The 17,118-nt window shown below is 43.0% G+C and carries 19 protein-coding genes; 13 read left to right on the forward strand and 6 right to left on the reverse strand.

The window, feature by feature from the left end; all coding sequences use genetic code 11:
• The first annotated feature begins 111 nt into the window (after window positions 1-111).
• The 12 genes from sohB to C8N29_RS04240 all read left to right on the forward strand — a co-directional run bounded on the left by sohB (window position 112) and on the right by C8N29_RS04240 (window position 9,820).
• Window positions 112-1,149 (forward strand): protease SohB, encoded by a 1,038-nt coding sequence (sohB, locus tag C8N29_RS04185; protein WP_239986956.1) that lies wholly within the window; start codon window positions 112-114, stop codon window positions 1,147-1,149.
• An 11-nt stretch (window positions 1,150-1,160) separates the two neighbouring features.
• Window positions 1,161-1,385 carry a TIGR02450 family Trp-rich protein gene (locus C8N29_RS04190; RefSeq protein ID WP_107864788.1) on the forward strand — a complete coding sequence of 75 codons (225 nt, stop codon included), beginning with the start codon at window positions 1,161-1,163 and terminating at the stop codon, window positions 1,383-1,385.
• A 60-nt stretch (window positions 1,386-1,445) separates the two neighbouring features.
• A complete protein-coding gene (locus C8N29_RS04195) occupies window positions 1,446-2,429 on the forward strand; it encodes a DUF2157 domain-containing protein (RefSeq protein WP_107864789.1) in 984 nt (327 codons plus the stop codon).
• Window positions 2,419-3,468 carry a DUF4401 domain-containing protein gene (locus C8N29_RS04200; RefSeq protein ID WP_107864790.1) on the forward strand — a complete coding sequence of 350 codons (1,050 nt, stop codon included), beginning with the start codon at window positions 2,419-2,421 and terminating at the stop codon, window positions 3,466-3,468. Before C8N29_RS04195 ends, C8N29_RS04200 begins: the two co-directional genes overlap by 11 nt.
• Window positions 3,461-3,967 (forward strand): GDYXXLXY domain-containing protein, encoded by a 507-nt coding sequence (locus C8N29_RS04205; protein WP_107864791.1) that lies wholly within the window; start codon window positions 3,461-3,463, stop codon window positions 3,965-3,967. The genes C8N29_RS04200 and C8N29_RS04205 overlap by 8 nt, the downstream gene beginning before the upstream one ends.
• A 37-nt stretch (window positions 3,968-4,004) precedes the next feature.
• Window positions 4,005-5,387: an ATP-dependent RNA helicase DbpA gene (dbpA, locus tag C8N29_RS04210; protein WP_107864792.1), complete on the forward strand. Its 1,383-nt coding sequence runs from the start codon at window positions 4,005-4,007 to the stop codon at window positions 5,385-5,387.
• 2 nt (window positions 5,388-5,389) lie between these two features.
• Complete coding sequence (locus tag C8N29_RS04215) at window positions 5,390-6,616, forward strand: TIGR03862 family flavoprotein (protein WP_107864793.1); 1,227 nt, start codon at window positions 5,390-5,392, stop codon at window positions 6,614-6,616.
• A gap of 17 nt (window positions 6,617-6,633) precedes the next feature.
• Window positions 6,634-7,329 carry a hypothetical protein gene (locus C8N29_RS04220; RefSeq protein WP_107864794.1) on the forward strand — a complete coding sequence of 232 codons (696 nt, stop codon included), beginning with the start codon at window positions 6,634-6,636 and terminating at the stop codon, window positions 7,327-7,329.
• A gap of 149 nt (window positions 7,330-7,478) precedes the next feature.
• The gene (locus C8N29_RS04225) at window positions 7,479-8,258 is read left to right on the forward strand and encodes an Lcl C-terminal domain-containing protein (RefSeq protein WP_170106884.1); all 780 of its coding nucleotides are present in this window, start codon (window positions 7,479-7,481) and stop codon (window positions 8,256-8,258) included.
• A gap of 243 nt (window positions 8,259-8,501) precedes the next feature.
• Window positions 8,502-8,747 (forward strand): TIGR03643 family protein, encoded by a 246-nt coding sequence (locus tag C8N29_RS04230; protein WP_107864796.1) that lies wholly within the window; start codon window positions 8,502-8,504, stop codon window positions 8,745-8,747.
• A gap of 9 nt (window positions 8,748-8,756) precedes the next feature.
• Window positions 8,757-9,278 (forward strand): lipocalin family protein, encoded by a 522-nt coding sequence (locus tag C8N29_RS04235; protein ID WP_107864797.1) that lies wholly within the window; start codon window positions 8,757-8,759, stop codon window positions 9,276-9,278.
• A gap of 230 nt (window positions 9,279-9,508) precedes the next feature.
• Window positions 9,509-9,820, forward strand: a complete 312-nt coding sequence (locus C8N29_RS04240; protein ID WP_146164420.1) for a hypothetical protein — start codon at window positions 9,509-9,511, stop codon at window positions 9,818-9,820.
• Here the strand turns inward: C8N29_RS04240 and C8N29_RS04245 are convergent.
• From C8N29_RS04245 to C8N29_RS04270, 6 genes are all read right to left on the reverse strand, one after another.
• Window positions 9,781-10,500 (reverse strand): response regulator transcription factor, encoded by a 720-nt coding sequence (locus tag C8N29_RS04245; RefSeq protein ID WP_107864799.1) that lies wholly within the window; start codon window positions 10,498-10,500, stop codon window positions 9,781-9,783. The two genes, C8N29_RS04240 and C8N29_RS04245, sit on opposite strands and share 40 nt — an antisense overlap.
• Window positions 10,497-12,116 (reverse strand): sensor histidine kinase, encoded by a 1,620-nt coding sequence (locus C8N29_RS04250; protein ID WP_107864800.1) that lies wholly within the window; start codon window positions 12,114-12,116, stop codon window positions 10,497-10,499. Before C8N29_RS04250 ends, C8N29_RS04245 begins: the two co-directional genes overlap by 4 nt.
• Window positions 12,117-12,214: 98 nt before the next feature.
• Window positions 12,215-12,784: a TerD family protein gene (locus C8N29_RS04255; protein ID WP_107864801.1), complete on the reverse strand. Its 570-nt coding sequence runs from the start codon at window positions 12,782-12,784 to the stop codon at window positions 12,215-12,217.
• A 71-nt stretch (window positions 12,785-12,855) separates the two neighbouring features.
• A complete protein-coding gene (locus tag C8N29_RS04260) occupies window positions 12,856-14,085 on the reverse strand; it encodes a toxic anion resistance protein (protein WP_107864802.1) in 1,230 nt (409 codons plus the stop codon).
• 93 nt (window positions 14,086-14,178) lie between these two features.
• Complete coding sequence (locus C8N29_RS04265; protein WP_107864803.1) at window positions 14,179-15,195, reverse strand: toxic anion resistance protein; 1,017 nt, start codon at window positions 15,193-15,195, stop codon at window positions 14,179-14,181.
• Window positions 15,196-15,259: 64 nt separating this feature from the next.
• Window positions 15,260-16,183, reverse strand: coding sequence for a lysophospholipid acyltransferase family protein (locus C8N29_RS04270; RefSeq protein ID WP_107864804.1), 924 nt, complete (start codon window positions 16,181-16,183; stop codon window positions 15,260-15,262).
• A gap of 252 nt (window positions 16,184-16,435) precedes the next feature.
• On the opposite strand from C8N29_RS04270, the gene C8N29_RS04275 reads away from it, so the two are divergent.
• Entirely contained in the window at window positions 16,436-17,041 is a 606-nt protein-coding gene (locus tag C8N29_RS04275) for a MiaE family protein (RefSeq protein WP_107864805.1), read from the forward strand.
• Window positions 17,042-17,118: the final 77 nt, after the last annotated feature.

Genomic DNA, 17,118 nt, shown 5'->3' on the forward strand with positions numbered 1-17,118 from the left:
GCTAAGTCAGGACAGACAACTCGTACAAATCAGCGCATTTTACTGTCTAAATCACATGAAAAGTGCTGAATTACCCTGTCAGTCCTAAAATGTATTCTATCAGGAAGGTCTATGATTGATTTACTGTTGCAGTATGGTCTGTTTTTAGCCAAAGTGGTCACGATAGTGATTGCGGCCTTATTTATTATTGTCACGGTTGCTAATGTGGGTGAGCGTCGTCGGCACCATGATGAGGATGGCGATATCGAAGTCATGAGATTAAATGAGCGTTTTGAGCATTTTGCCAATACCTTGCGGATGGCGGTATTAGATAAAGAGGCCTTAAAAGCACACGATAAACAAGAAAAAGAAAAACAAAAAAAAGCAGCCAAAAAAGATGAAGTGACGACAAAAAAGCATATTTATGTCATCAATTTTAATGGGGATATTCGTGCGTCAGCGACTGAAAATCTACGCCAAGAAATTACTGCTATTCTGACCATTGCCAACAAAGAAACCGATGAAGTGGTTATTAACTTAGAAAGCCCAGGCGGTATGGTACATGGCTATGGTTTAGCCGCTTCGCAATTAGCCCGTATTCGTGAGCATGGTTTGCCGCTGACGATTTGTGTCGATAAGGTGGCCGCCAGTGGGGGCTATATGATGGCGTGTTTGGCAAATACCATCATTGCTGCGCCATTTGCTGTCGTTGGTTCGATTGGCGTTGTAGCGCAATTACCCAATTTTCACCGTTTATTAGATAAATGGGATATTGATTACGAAGTGCTAACCGCAGGTGAATTTAAGCGTACACTGACTGTATTTGGTGAAAATACCGAAGCTGGCCGCCAGAAATTTATAGCTGATTTAGAAAGTACGCATACCTTGTTCAAAGATTTTGTACAAAGCTATCGTCCACATTTAGACATTGCACAAGTCGCCACAGGTGAACATTGGTATGGTAAACAAGCACTGGATTTAGGCTTGGTTGACCGCTTGCAAACCAGTGATGAGTATTTATTTGCTGCCAGTAAAGAGGCAGATATTTTTGCTGTTCGTTTTATTCATAAACAAAACTTTATGCAAAAAGTGGGGTTAACGGCGTCAGCAACGGTAGATAGTTTGCTGGTCAAGTGGTGGGAGCGTCTCACCCAAAAACCACACTTTTAATGTGTGTCCCCATGCAACCTCGTCTAAATCCTAAGAAGCTATTGCTGTCCAAATGGACAGCAATACAGCCACAACAAAAAGAAAAACATTTTATTGTCACTCAAATTGCCAATGATTCTACCCCGATAGATGAGCGTGACCTTGTGACCTTAGAGGCAGTCTATACGCGCCGTAGTTATCGTGTGGATTGGCATACACTCTTAGATATCACTCAATGGCAACAAGGATGGCATTAGGCGCTCAACGTAGTCTGTAGACGGCACGTCCCGTTGTTGATTTGCCGTAGGAGTAGCGATATGGCTTCGGCACGACATAAAGCCTTGCTGATACAGTGGCTTAAACAAAAACAGCTTGCACCTGACAAAAGTGCAGAAGCCTTAGCAGTGGCAGATATTAGGCCGCCTGCCCATGCATGGCAGGGCTTTATTGACAAGCTGTTACTGATTAACGGCGCTGCTTTGCTCTTGGTCGGTATTTTGTTCTTTTTTGCTTTTAACTGGCAAGCTATCACCCGTTTTCACAAGTTTGCTGCCTTAGAATTGCTGATTGTAGTCTCTGTCATCGCCTATTATCGTTTTTCGACACGGCCATCCGCTCATTATTTGATTTTGGCCGCTTCGGTATTAGTGGGCGTGTTATTGGCTTTATACGGCCAAACCTATCAAACAGGCGCAGATACATGGCAATTATTTGCCTCGTGGGCGTTATTGATTAGTCCGTGGGTTTGGTTGGCAAAACTACCGAGTTTATGGCTATTGTGGCTGTTATTAGGCAACATTAGCCTGATTTTATATTATCAAACCTTTCATGGTTTACTCGGGGTGATGTTTGGTAGTCATACCTTGTTGTTGACCTTATTTCTGTTTAATAGCCTGAGTTTAGCGGTATGGGAATGGGCAGCAAAAACAGTGTTTTGGTTACAACAGGGGCGGCAAGAGCCACGTCTCCTCGCCGTCATGACAGGTTTTAGCAGTACATGGTTGATGCTGAGTTTTATTTTTAACCCTGATGCCTCTACGTGGTATTGTTTAGTGCTATATGGCGTGTGGTTGCTGGGGGGCTATGCTGTTTATCGTTATCGCATTCCTGATGTTTTTATGTTGGCAGGAGGATGTTTAAGTCTTATTTTGGTATCCAGTGTATGGTGGACTCACCTGTTTTTCAAAAACACAGACGGATTTGCGTTGTTGCTCATTAGTTTCTGGGTGATGATAACGTCGGGTTATGCTGTCCGCTGGTTAAAAATAGTCGCACAGGAGTGGCAACATCATGACGGATGAGCAACTATGGCAGCGCTTACGCCAAGCACAGCTAGTCACAGGTGAGTGTCCAGAGACAACCATAGAAGCACACCCTTGGTACTTGCGTGTGTTACAAGGACTAACAGGCTGGTTTGCCGCATGGTTTTTGTTGGCGTCGGTATTTATTTTCTTTAAGGACGTGATTGAATATAAAGCCATTACCTTAATGCTAGGTGGCTTCTGTTTGTTAGCGGCTTATGCCATTTATCGGGCGAGTCAGAGTGATTTTATTCAGCAATTTGCCTTAGTTTTGAGTTTAACTGGCCAGTCTTTAGCGATTTTTGCGTGGCGTGATGCGCTAAAACAGCCCGAAGGTTGGTGGCTTGTCTGTATTATGGCGGTGACTCTGACATGGTTGATGCCGTCATTTATTCACCGTTTTTTATCGGCCAGCATGGCGTTATTTGCCTTGGTAATGGCGTGTGTATCGTGGCCAGTTATTTGGTTGATGCCCGCTTTGGTCATGGGCTTGATGATTGTTGCATGGCTGACAGAAGCCCGTTGGCTGATAGACAGTGAGCGTTGGCGGCCTATTTGTTATGCCATTACCTTAGCAGCCTTACAAATGCACAGTCTTACCTTATTTAATGCCTACCAACTACACGATTTACTTGACCGTCATTTGGTTGCTTCTGGGTCACAATGGATTCCCCTGAATGAAATCTTGATAGGCATATTTTGGGTGATGACGGTAGGGGTATTACTACAACGCTATCAACAACGCCTGACGAGTCCATTAAGTATCGCCGCTTTGCTGATGAGCGTGATGATTGCTGTGATGTCGCAACAGGCGACAGGCTTAGCCGTGGCATGGACATTGATGTTATTGGGTTTTGCGAATGGTCATAAGGTATTATTGGGTTTAGGTGTCACTGCTTTTTGGTTATATCTCAGTCGTTATTACTATTATTTACCGCTGAGTTTGCTCAGCAAGTCGTACTTATTAATAGCGTTGGGCACTTGTTTACTCGCCATGCGTTATGTCTTAAAACGATATGGAGCTAAACTGCATGGCTAAATATGGTGTTGCATTGGTGGCAGCCTTGATATTGTTGGTGGTGAATGCCTCGATTTGGCAAAAAGAACGTGTATTAGCCAACGGAAAAACGGTTTATTTAGCGCTTGCCCCTGTTGACCCGCGCTCCCTGATGCAAGGAGACTACATGCGCTTACGTTTTGCCTTAGAAGAACATATTCGTGCCCATTTACCGACACCACCGCCTGATAGCCAAGACGGTTATGTTGTCGTTAAACTGAATGCACAACAACTGGCCGAGTTTGAGCGGCTGAGTCCTACGCTCCCATCATTACCCGATACACAACAGCTCGCTTTGCAGTATCGTATTCGTCAAGGGCAAATCAAGTTTGCTACGAATGCTTTTTTCTTTGAAGAAGGGCAAGCAGACACGTATGCGCAAGCCAAATATGGTGAGTTTAAGGTAGCTGACAACGGCGAGCTACTGTTAAGCGATTTACGCGGTGAGAATTTAACGGTTTTAAGCAAAACTCGGTTATGATGCGCCGTTTTGTTTTTTAGCCTGTTTGAGTGTTGTTATGACCACTGCCGCGTTTAGTTCCTTACCGTTATTGCCTGAATTATTGCAAAGTGTGGAGTCGTTGGGCTACCAACAAATGACTGCCATTCAACAACAAAGTTTGCCCTCCATGTTGGCAGGCAAAGATGTTTTAGCAAAAGCCAAAACAGGCAGTGGTAAAACAGCCGCGTTTGCCTTAGCCTTATTAAGTAAAATTGACCCTGTCAGTTATCACACACAAGCCCTAGTCTTATGTCCTACGCGTGAATTGGCCGAGCAAGTCAGTAAAGAAATTCGCGCTTTAGCACGGTTTATGGCCAATATTAAATTATTGACCTTGTGTGGTGGTACACCCATTGGCCATCAAATCAACTCTTTAGAACAAGCGCCTCATATTGTGGTTGGTACAACAGGACGAGTCTTAGACCACCTACAGCGCAATACCCTTGCATTAAACAAAGTCAAAATTTTAGTGTTGGACGAAGCCGACCGTATGTTAGATATGGGCTTTGAGGAAGATATTCATCAAATCGTTAAAAAAACACCTAACACACGGCAAAGTCTATTATTTTCAGCTACTTACCCTGATGCCATTCAAGCGATGAGTCAGCGAATATTGCAAACGCCTGTGGTGATTGAAGTCGAAACCGAACATGACAGCAAACATATCAACCAACAATTTATTGAATTGGCGTATCAGGAAAAACCTGCTGCCGTGATTCAATTATTGGCGCATTATCGTCCCGAATCGACGGTGATTTTTTGTAATACCAAAGCGGATTGTAACGAACTGACACAGCAATTACGCACCAAAGGTTTTGATGTCTTAACTCTGCATGGTGATTTAGAACAACGTGAGCGCGAACAAGTGTTATTGCGTTTTGCTAATAAAAGTTGTCCTGTTTTAGTGGCCACCGATGTTGCTGCACGCGGTTTGGATATTAAAGACCTGAGTGCCGTGATTAACTTTGAATTGGCGTATGACCCCGAAGTGCATATCCACCGTATTGGCCGAACAGGTCGTGCAGGTAATCAAGGTTTAGCCTTTAGTTTGTGTTCGCCTAAAGAGGCCTCGCGTGTCGTGGCAATAGAAGACTACCAAAAAATAAAAGTAGAGTGGTTGGATTTAAGCCGTTTAGCAAACACAACAACAGCCCCCTTAAAAGCCAGTATGACCACCTTGTGTATTGAGGGTGGGCGTAAAGATAAATTACGACCCACCGATATTTTAGGGGCATTAACAGGTGAAGGTGGTTTGGCAGGTGCAGATGTCGGCAAGATAGATATTTTTGATATTCGCACTTATGTGGCCATTAAAAATCAATTTGCTAATCAAGCCTTAAAACGTTTGCAAGCAGGGCAAATTAAAGGCCGCCGTTTTAGAGCCAGTAAAGTTGTGTAGTAATGAAGACAGTAGCAATTATTGGTGGCGGTGCGGCTGGCCTGATGGCGGCTGATATATTGCGTACTTACCCTGTGCAAGTGACAATTTATGAAGCCAAACCCTCGGTTGGTCGTAAATTTTTATTGGCAGGCAAAGGCGGTATGAACATCACCCATTCCGAAGACTTTGACCCATTTTGTCAGCGTTATGGTGCAGAAAAGCCATTTCTCCAGCCGATGCTTGAGCAATTTACTAATCAAGCAGTGCGTGATTGGATGCAGGGTTTAGGTTTTGACAGTTTTGTGGGTAGTTCTGGCCGAGTGTTTCCTACCGATATGAAGGCTGCACCGTTGTTACGGGCGTGGTTACATCGTTTGCGTGAGTCTGGCATTAAAATTTGTGTTCGTCATCGTTGGTTAGGTTGGACAAACGAAGGCAATTTACGTTTTGCTACACCAGAAGGTGAACAACACATTGCTGCCGATGCGGTGATTTTGGCGTGTGGTGGTGGCAGTTGGCCACAATTAGGCTCTGATGGTGCATGGCAGTCGGTGTTACAAGCACAAGGTATTAGTGTAAAGCCATTACAAGCGGCCAACTGTGGTTTTGATAGCCAATGGTCAAGCAACTTTAATCAAGAATTTGCAGGGCAACCCATTAAATCTGCGGTGTTAGCGTTTACAGATGCACAAGGTAATGCCTATCGCAAACAAGGTGATTTTGTCATTACCGCAACAGGTATTGAAGGTAGTTTGATTTATGCCTTGTCACGGCCATTACGCGAAACAATCAATCAAAACGGCAAAGTTACCGTTTATTTAGATTTATTTCCCCATAAAACCGTTGAGCAACTTTATACCTTGTTAAACAAGCCACGAGCCGCTTCGTTGTCGTGGTCGAGTTTTGTGCGTAAACAATTAGGCATTCAGGGGGTAAAAGCGGCCTTATTACGTGAGTGTACGACTAAGCAGCAAATGCAAGATGCCAAACAGTTGGCCAGTTTGTTAAAAGCCTTGCCAATTACCTTAACGCAAACACGACCCATTGCTGAGGCGATTAGTAGTGCAGGCGGTGTGGAGTGGTCGGCATTAACGGCAGATTTGCAGTTAAAAAATCGGCCTAAAGTCTTTTGTGCAGGTGAAATGATTGATTGGGAAGCCCCAACAGGCGGTTATTTGTTAACCGCATGTTTTGCAACAGCAAAATGTGCAGCGTTGGGTGTGGTGAGGGAGTTGGGATTAAATTAATAAATAGGAGTATAAGAATGGGCAATCGTCATGATGTGTATATTTGGGATGCAGATGTTTATGGCAAGCCTCAACACTTTGAAGAGGTGATGGATATGGCTCAACGCCTAGCCAAACAACGCATTGAAACACAAACCGCTAATATGCTGGCTTTTGGTCAAACCGTAGAAAAATTGCTCAAAACCTATGATGAAGATGAACAAAGTGAATTATTTTTAAAAGGAATAGCTGCCGATATTGCCAATACTCATAAAGCTGCTTACAACATGGAAATTTCAGAGATTGGACTGTGGCCATTATTAGTAAAAATTTTATTTGATGCGGCTAAAGAACATTCCGTGGTTATTTTTGACCAAGAAGCGTGGATTGCGTGCGTGTCACCCAATAATACGATTTTACCTGAGTCAGCGGAGATAGAATGGCAAAGAACAGTTGAAAAATTTACAACCAATAAATTTCCTAAAACGCCAAAACAAATGAAAAAACACTTTGAACCATTGTTGACTGATTTATTAGTGCCTTATGGTTTTAGACATGTAAAAGACCCTGATGGCCTAATACAATTTAAAAGAGACTATACTTTTTTATCGCAGTTATTAAGGTTCGGAGTAGATTGGTGTCATAATAATCTTGAAGTAATAGTATTATTCACTGGTGTATCTGATAATGTTGCTATAATGAAAAAAAACTTAACATTAATAGCGATGATTTAGATAGAAATCGTACTGTATTTTATTTTGATCTTTTTGGTCCATTTACTCATAAATTTAAAAAAGAGATAGGACATAGTTTAGATATTATTAAGAATGAACTTGATGTCATTAGAGTACTAAATCTCATTGAAAACTTAGCACTTCCTCTATTGAATGATATTAAAGATTTAAGAAGTACCCATATTGCTTTAAACACAGATAAGTTTCCTGATTTTAGACGCTGTGCAATTTTACAAGCACATTATCAGAAAACAGCTTTAGCAATTGCACGTTTTGCAAACCCCAACAATATAGAAGAATTTGAACGAGTAGTATCTGATTATATTAAATCCAATTTAGAAGTGACTCAAACTAAAGATTGGGAATGGTTTGTTGATAGTTTAAGAAAATTAGATGTGGAAGATTTTTTTGAAGAACAAAAACGTTTAAAAGAAGAAGTTAAATTAAAAGAGCAGCAATATCAACAATCTATTAAAGAACACTTAACGAAAAAAACGCCATCTCAGCTATTGGATTTAGGAGGGTGGTATGATGCAGAAACAAATTTAATATGGCAGCGTTATTGCTTAGGTCAAGAATGGCAAAATGGGAGCGTTAGTGGTCAAGGGAGCCAAATGACATGGACAAAAGCCGTTGAATTAACTAACGCAAAAGAAATCAAAGATTTTGGCTGGCGTTTACCGACCGAAAAAGAACTAGCTAGTTTAATGTTGGCAGATAAAGCGGGCTATAAAACAGAACAAGGTATTTTATTTTGCCCTAAAGAAGAAGGCCAGTACGCCACATTTTGGACATCCACCACCGAAAAAAACAGTGACAATGCAAGTGTTGTGGTTTTTTATGAAGGCAAAGTTCGTAAATATCCAAAAGGTTATGGTTGTTTTGTTCGCTTAGTAAGAAATGGAAAAAATCGGATTATCAATGAGTAAAAAGCAAGTGTAGCCCGTATGGAGCATTGCGAAATACGGGATTAAATAATGCAAACACACTAGCTTATTGTTTTAAAACGGATGTAATCCCGTGTTACGTTGCACTTCATACGGGCTACAAAACTGACTCATTGTTTATGACTCACCAACCTGATACACAAATGCCACGCTCATTAAACTTTGTCCTATTGCCAGTTGTGCCGTCTTATTTAAGATGAAGCAAACCCAACTGGAATACAGGCAATGCAAGCGCAAGACCTATCACGCATTATCGAAATGGCATGGGAAGACCGAACGCCCTTTGAAGCCATTGAGCAACTTTATGGCCTAAACGAATCAGCCGTCATTCGTTTAATGCGTCAAACACTCAATCCCAACAGCTTTAAATTATGGCGAAAACGAGTAACAGGTCGAAAAACCAAACACCTTGCCTTGCGTGGTTTTGATAGTGGACGGGCGTATTGTCCGCAACAATACAAACATCATTAGGAGCAAATTATGCGCTATTTTGTGTTGTTGGCCTTTATGCTTTGCCATACCGCATGGGCAGAATTTACCCCTAAAACAGTCTCAAAAGTAGACTTAAACCGTTATATGGGCAAATGGTACGAAGTCGCCAAAATCCCCAATACCTTTCAAAAATCCTGCGTGCAAGATATTACCGCTAATTATACTTTGTTAGCGAACAATCAAGTAAAAGGCATCAATAGTTGTCGCAAAGCCAATGGCCAAATTTTTCAAATGGGCATTCAAGGTAAAGTCAAAGATACTAGCAACGCGAAATTAGGCTTTAAAATCACCTCAAGTTGGCTGCGTTTTATTCCGATGTTAGAAACGGATTATTGGATTGTCGATTTGGCAGAAGATTATAGTCATGCCACTGTCTCAACCTCAGATGGCAAATATTTATGGATTTTAGCCAGACAACCACAACTCGCTGAACCTGTTTATCAACAAATTTTGCAACGTGTTGCTAAATTAGGCTTTGCAACCGATAAAGTGGTTAAAAATAAAAGCTAGATTAGGGGGCGTATTGCACTGGAGTGGCTACAGACACGCGTTAGGTGAGGCGCATGACGAGTCAATATAAGCTGTCGCCACGAAAATGTGCCTATATCTAACAATTTGTCATTTTCTGTTCATTTTTCTATACGTTTTTCGTCATATATTACGTCATCAATATTCATCAAATAACTCAGCATATTTCATGCAATGCTCACGAGACTAACTGACGCTGTGTGCCAATCTATATGGAAATCAATCGTCTTTTGAGGGGCATGATGATGGGTACGTCAATCAATAGTTTCGTTGGGGTGAAAAACAGCCGTCATTTACCAACAATGTCGCAGGTAATGACATATCTTATTAAAGAGGCATCAGCACCCGATGCGATTTATAGACATCAGGCGGCGATGAAAATTATACAACTAGAAATGCAGCTAAAATACGCGCAACAACAAATCGCCGTACTGACGCAACAACAAAAAACGCTAGTAGAAAGTATTGAAACGATAATGACCTATCAGTCTTTAACTGCGTCATTAACCGATTCTAAGCGATAACCTAAACCCCGTTGGGTATGAATGAGTGGGTTAGGGTTGGTGCCATCAATCTTGTGGCGTAATCTGCGAATGTAAACATCGACAACATTGGTTAAGGGGTCTTCGTTGACTCCCCAAACATTCGATAAAATGCGTTCTCGGCTAAACAAACGGCCTGGTGAAGACATTAATAACTCTAGGAGTGCTAATTCACGGGCGGTTAAACTAATGACTTTACCTGCCCGTGTCACCCGCATGGTATCGCGGTCTAGTAATAAATCGGCGACCATTAAACGGGTTGGCATACTGGGGCTAAGGCTTTGGCCGCGTCTAAATAAGGCTTCAATTCTGGCCAGTAGCTCTTCAAACGCAAACGGTTTTACCAAATAATCGTCCGCACCCAACCGCAACCCCGAAATCCTGTCTTCTAAATTACCCAAGGCACTGAGCATTAAAATCGGCCATTTAATGCCTGTGGTGCGTAAAGTTTGACAGACCGAAAAGCCCGTCATATCGGGTAGCATGACATCTAAAATAATCACCACCGCTTCGTTTTCACTGTGTTGGCTTGCCCAATCGCGGGCAAGGGCAATGCCTGCTTGAGCCGTATGCGCCACTTGAATACGGTAGCCTTCTGCCCTTAGGCCGCGTTCTAAAAAATCGGATACACGCAAATCATCTTCAATAATTAAAATATTCATAGCGTATCTTCTAATAATATGTGAGGTTCAATATACATGGGTAAACGGACATAAATCGTGGTGCCTTGCCCTGTTTGGCTTTGTACCTCAATGTGACCGCCATGTGCTCGGACTAAAGCAGCAGCAATGGATAAACCTAAACCATTGCCATCGGGTCGATGTTGACGGGCTGACGGACTACGAAAGTTGCGTTCAAAGATATAAGGCAGGTCGTCGGGTGGAATGCCAATGCCTTGGTCACGTAGACTAAGTAGCCAATAGCGAGAGCCTTTATCTTCCTGTTTACGGGCATCAATAAATACCTTGCCGTATTCATAAGAATAACAAATGGCATTATTTAGCAGCACAATAAACAGTTGACGTAGGCGTTGTGCATCACCCAGCACTTTGACACCGTCCTCTATGTCGCTCTGTAGATTCACTTGGCGAATTCTAGCCAAACTATCGACCTGTAATATGGCATCTTGTAAAGTGGGGGCGATGAGCATGGGTACGCGTTCGAGTGCCAGCATATCAATATCACTGCGTGCCATGGTCAGGAGGTCATCAATAATCGTAGCGAGTTGTTTAGAGGTTTCAACAATACGCTGTAAGGCACTTTTATAATCCTCAACAGGTTTATCGCGGCCTCGTAAGGTAATTTCGGCTTCTCCTCGAATGGCGGTCGTGGGGGTGCGTAGTTCATGGCTAATGTCGGCAAAGAGTTGTCGGCGGCGGGTGTCCAGTTTTTGTAGGGTTTCTAGGGCATTTTGCAGTTCATTGGTGCGCGCTTGCACCAGTTCTTCTAGATGTTGACGGGCGGCCACCTCGGTTTTGCGATGTTGGTCGAGTTCGGCAGCCATTTGATTGACCCGACGAGCAAATAATGAAAACTCGTCTTCGCGGTTATCAGGAATACGGTGCTGTAAATTACCCTGTTGGAGTTGATAGGCACCATCACTTAATTCGGCTAAGGGCTGACGGAGGGCGCGGGCAAAATACAGTGCTAATGATGAGGTGAGTAGGGCTAACAAAATGGTCGTTCCTAACGCCAAACTACTCACCAATGTGAGCGAGGCATCGGCGGCGGCACGTTCTCTGACTACCGCAAGGCGTTCTTTGCTGATACGCTCACTCAGTAGGGCATAGGCATTGTCGCCATCATGGATAAAAATTTTTTCTATTGCGTCGGTTAAAACCAGTGTCGAGATATTATTATTGTCTACAGAGTGCAGACTCTCTAGGATGGCATTAATGTCTTGTAGGTGTTGTTTGAGCGTGTTTAGGGCTTCGACACGTTCGATATCTTCAGTCGTGATTTCGCCGCGTACTGCATCCAGTGTGGCTGCTTTTTTGGTCAGAAACTCTAAGTTGCTGACAATGTCTTGCATTTTTTGTTGAAGTTTTTTGCGCTCATTCAGGTCGATACGTTTTTCTTCAATCGCGGTGTTGAGCCATGTTCTTAATTCTTGTTTGGTAGAGGCTAACTCAACAAAGTCGGTCATGAGGTCGCTGGCCACTCGACCACGTTGCACATTGTCTACGGCGGTATTGATTGCCCACCACGAAATACTGCCTTGTAAGAGGGCAATAAAGGCTAAGATAATAAAGACGATTAACAATTTGGTACGAAACATATATATCGTCTCTTGGCATTGGGCGATAAGCGTTAATAGCCTATCAACGGGGTACACGCGGCAACAAATGCCTTATGTACCGCGTTGAGCAGGGCGATTTATTGATACCCTTCGACGAAATCGCCTAAGGTTAAGCGATAACCTGCACCCACTGCCTTGAACAACCATTCATTATCTAACTTAAAAAATGAACCAAATTGCACCGCTGTTTCATTAGAAAACATTTCGTCTAAATCATAGTCAGCAACGACTTTATCGTTATCATACAAACGAATATACGCATTTTGGATTTGACCAAAACTCTGATGACGTGTTTCGGCTTCGTGAATGGTGACCACAAAGGAAATCTCTTGGGCTTGGGCGTTAATTTTACCTAAATCAACCATAATGCTCTCATCATCCCCTGCGGCGTCGCCTGTACGGTTGTCACCAGAATGTGTGACGGCGCCGTCAGGCGATTGCTTGTTGTTATAGAAGATAAAATAATCATCGCCTAATAATTTTGGCTCACGGCTCGCATTCAATTTACAGACAAAAACCGAGACATCTAAGTCAAAATCTGCACCGCCTGCACGTTTGTCCCAACCTAAACCGACACGAATTTTACGCAAGTTAGGTTCACGTTTACTTAAGTTAATGGATTCGCCTTTTTTTAAGTTAATGGCCATGTTGTTGCTCCTATTATTTGATACGTCTATTCCCTCCCCCTTGAAAGAGGGGGAGGAGATAAGGTCGAAACCTAAGTTCGACCTGCAAACTTACTAATCAGTTCACCTTTCATACTTTCCATTTTAATGACGGCATCTGCACGTGCTTGCTCGCCATCACGCTGAATTTGTTCGACTTCTTCAATAGTAGAAATTAAAGTTTGTTGGACAAATTCTAGTGTCTCTATATCGACGACTGCGCGTTGATTCGCGCGCGCGGTATTCACCGAGTTTTGTTTTAATAATTCGGCATTACGACGCATTAAGTCATTGGTGGTGTCGTCAATTTTTTGAGTGAGTTCAACCGCTTTTTGCTGCTCAATTAAGGCAATCGCCAGTGTAAATTGCTTTTTCCAAGAGGGAATGGTCAGTTCTTGTAGATTGCGGAACTTGTCAATAAGCAACTGATTATTGCTTTGCACCATACGAATCATCGGTGCGGTTTGCACGGCCACCATTTGCATCGTGCGTAAGTCATGGACGCGTTTTTCTAAGCGATTAAGTACGTCTTGTAAATTGGCAATCGCTTGTGCTTCCATCGGGTCGCTGGCCGCAGGTGCTGCTTGGCGTTCGGCTAGTTCAGCGCGTAGCTCTTCGGCTTTGACTTCGCCGACTAAAATAAAACATTCAAGGGCGTGATATTCTTCGACATTAAAATGATAGACCTTTTCGAGGTCTTGAATACGATTGGCTAAACGTACTTGTGAGCCTTGCATCTCTTTGACGAGTTTTTCGATTTGTTTACTGAGGCTTTCGTAGCGACCAAGCACTTTTTCTTTATTCATCTTAAACGAGTCAATCAGTCCGCCAATTAAGGGGATTTTGGACTTGGAGCTGTCGACTAAACTCGAAATATTGATGCCTTTAGCCATTAAGACGACTTCGTTCAGATTATCACCTAAACCTTCTAAATCTTTACTTTTGACCTGAGACAAGAGTTTATCGGAGTATTGAACCACTTTTGCGCCCGATTGAGAGCCGAGCGTATGGATTGCATCGACACGACGCGGGTCAAAACTATGGACAATCTTACTGACTTCGCTACGTACTTTATCAATATTGACTCCAGCATCTTTGAGGCGTTGTTCATGTTTCGCAAAGACCGTTGCGACAAAGTCGGTGCTTTGTACAGGTGCAGGGGCGTAATCTGTGCGTGTTGCCAGCTCTTGGCTGGCAGGTGGGCTAAAGCTGGGTGTAGGACTGGCAGTGGCTGTTGCGGGGCTGACAGCATCAAATGCGGAGGCAGGTTTGAATTTACTCATAGTCGTTCCTTTGTCAATCAAACGTGTACTATCGGGACATCGTGTATGATGGATAGCGATTACTTTACACCGAGATACCCGTCTATCGTGTTGTTATTGTGAGAGTTGTGATAGTTTTTGTTGTAGCTCCTGCTGACTAGTCGCGAGTTGTTGATATAAGGCTTGCTGCTGCTGGCTTTGACTTAGACTAAATACGGCTAACATTTGTTGTCGCCATGCAGGAATCACTAAGCTGAGAATTTCATGGGCTTGGTCGATTAAGGTCAGGGTATTTTGTTGCTCTAAGCGTAATTGACCCACACGTAACAACACGGTGTGTCTGAGGACACCCAAGGTTTGTAAACGGCGTTCAAAACGGGCAAGCGCTTGTTGTTTGTCGAGTAAGGCTTGTTGGGCAAATAAGTCTTGACTGTTTGGTGTTTGCGACAAAACGCTGTGTTCTGCTTCGACCTTGAGTTGACCTGCCAATAAATAAATACTCAGGCTTTTGAATTGTTGTTCGTTTTGACTAAATAAATCACTAAAAATTTGTTGCGTTTTTTTGAGTTGATTCACGCGCTCTTGGCATAAAGCCATATAACTTTTGATTTGACGCTCAAGCGTCATAAATTCACTTTTACTGTGGATAGATTTGCTGAATAAACGGGTAAATAACGAAGGGCTATCACTTTTTTGTATGGCCTTAATATCGACACGTTGAATTTCTTGCAAAATCAGGCCGAGGTATTTTTTGATGCCTATCATCGCGTCGGCATGGGTAATGGTATTTAATTGATTTAGAATGTTTTCTGATAATTGACTGGCTTCGGCGCCGTAGTCAGTCACGTAATTGGGGTCTTGTAAACGAATAGTATTTTTAAGCAACGATGCGCGATGAATATCGGCTGGACTAAACTGAAAGTCATTGAGTTTTAGGCGACTAATCGCCTGTTCTACTTGTTGTAAGTCATAAGCATCGACACTCGCTTGTACGGTGGGCTGAAACAAGGCTTTGGGTGGATTACCCGCTTGTGGCGTGCTGTTGGTTGTATTGGGGCTAAAGCCTGTTTTTTCGGCAAGTTGTGCCTGTTGATTTTTTTCGGCATTCACTTGATGAAAGGTTTTAACCACCGTTTATCTCCTAGTCTTGTGGCGTCTCTCTGACATATACGGATTGCATCGTAATATAGTCTGGTTATTGATACACGTTTTTTAATGTTTCACATTTTTTAAACCGTTTATATGTCCATTGATATTGACTCGGGTCACGACGAATCAGTTGTTCGACACTACGGTTTAGCGCATTAACCGATAACTGTAAATCGGTACTGTAGACTTCGGGGTCAACTTTATCGGCGACTATCTTAAATCCTGCGCTATGGGCTAAACGCGTACATGACAACATGACAACCGCACACTGTGTTTTTTGAATCAGGCGTGAGCTTAAAATACCCGACCACACCGAAATACCAAAAAAGGGCGCAAATATGCCGCCATTATCGTGTGGTACATGGTCAGGCAGTAAAATAGACACCCCGCCAGATTTGAGTGTTTTAAGGATAGACTTTACGCCTTTTTCATCGGTTGGGACTAAACTCGCTTGTAAACGGCTACGTGCTTCCCAAACAAATTTATCCATAATCGGATTTTTACTGGGTTTGTACATAATTACGGGTTGGCTCTGTTGGCTCACCCAAGGGTTCATAAACTCCCAGTTACCATAATGCGGCACAATCACTAAACACCCTTTGGGCGACTTAATAGCCTCTAAAAATAGCTCAATATTTTCAAACTCTTTCATTTGGGCAATGCTGTAGTCGGCAGGCATGCCCCATGTTTTGGTAAACTCTAAACCTGTTTGTGCGGTATGAATCAGGTTTTGGCGAGTGACTTGGTTTATCCAGCGTTCGGACTGTTCGGGAAAGCAAAGTTTAAGATTACGACGAATTACCCATGCAGGCCCTTGGGGAAACCAAGCGGCAATCGTGCCAAGCATTAAGCCCAAACCTTGTAAAAAAGCCAAAGAACGGCGGCTAAAAAAATAAAGAACCGACAACAAAAAGTGTTGTTTTTGATTGAGTGTCGGTGTGTTATTGGAGTCAGAGCTAGGTACAGACATTATGGAGTCAACGTCAAAAGTAAAGTAATAAAATAGGATGGCTGAGGATGAGTGCTTTATTTAGACGAGATATAGGTCTGAATGATGGTTCAGAGGCAACCACTGTCTAAGCCCTCAACGCCGAAGTATAGGGGGTGATACTCTAGCTGCCAAGATTTTCAGCCTACACCATTGCCGATATTGCATCATCATCATGCGTCAGGGTTGGTAAATGCGTATAATTCGCGCGCTAAGTTAACCGCGAGTAGGGTCATGAGTGATTTTTTACAACCAGTCCGTGATTTTTTGGCTTGTTCAACGCCACAGGCATGGATTGATGCTGCCATCCAAGATATTCCCTTATTATTACAGGACCATGCCAACTGTGAAAAAAAAGCCGCAGGCACGGCGGTCAATTTATTGTTTAGATACAACGATAAATTGCCACTGCAAGAGCAACTTGCACAACTCGCGCGCGAAGAGTTATTGCATTATGAACAAGTCATGGCGATTATGAGTAAACGCGGTATTGGCTATTTACCCATTAGTCCCGCACGTTATGCTGCAGGCATGCGTCAACATGTCAGAACCTATGAGCCACAACATTTAGTAGATATTTTGATTGTGGGCGCATTTGTAGAGGCGCGCTCCTGTGAGCGTTTTGCTGCGATTGCGCCGTTTTTAGATGACGAATTAAAAAAGTTTTATACCTTTTTATTAAAGTCAGAAGCCCGTCATTTTGAGTATTATTTATCTTTAGCGGCACATTATAGCCCTGAGCCTATAGAAGAGCGGGTTACTTTTTTTAGACAGGTCGAAGCCGACTTAATTATGCGACCCGATACCGAATTACGCTTTCACAGTGGTATCCCTGTCTAACAGCGAATGTGCTCAGCCGTGTGACCCAAACTCAGTAGCCAATCAGATGCATCCTGCTATGGCTGGGTAGTTTGGGT

Source organism: Agitococcus lubricus (assembly GCF_003051055.1).
GTDB classification, from domain to species: domain Bacteria; phylum Pseudomonadota; class Gammaproteobacteria; order Pseudomonadales; family Moraxellaceae; genus Agitococcus; species Agitococcus lubricus.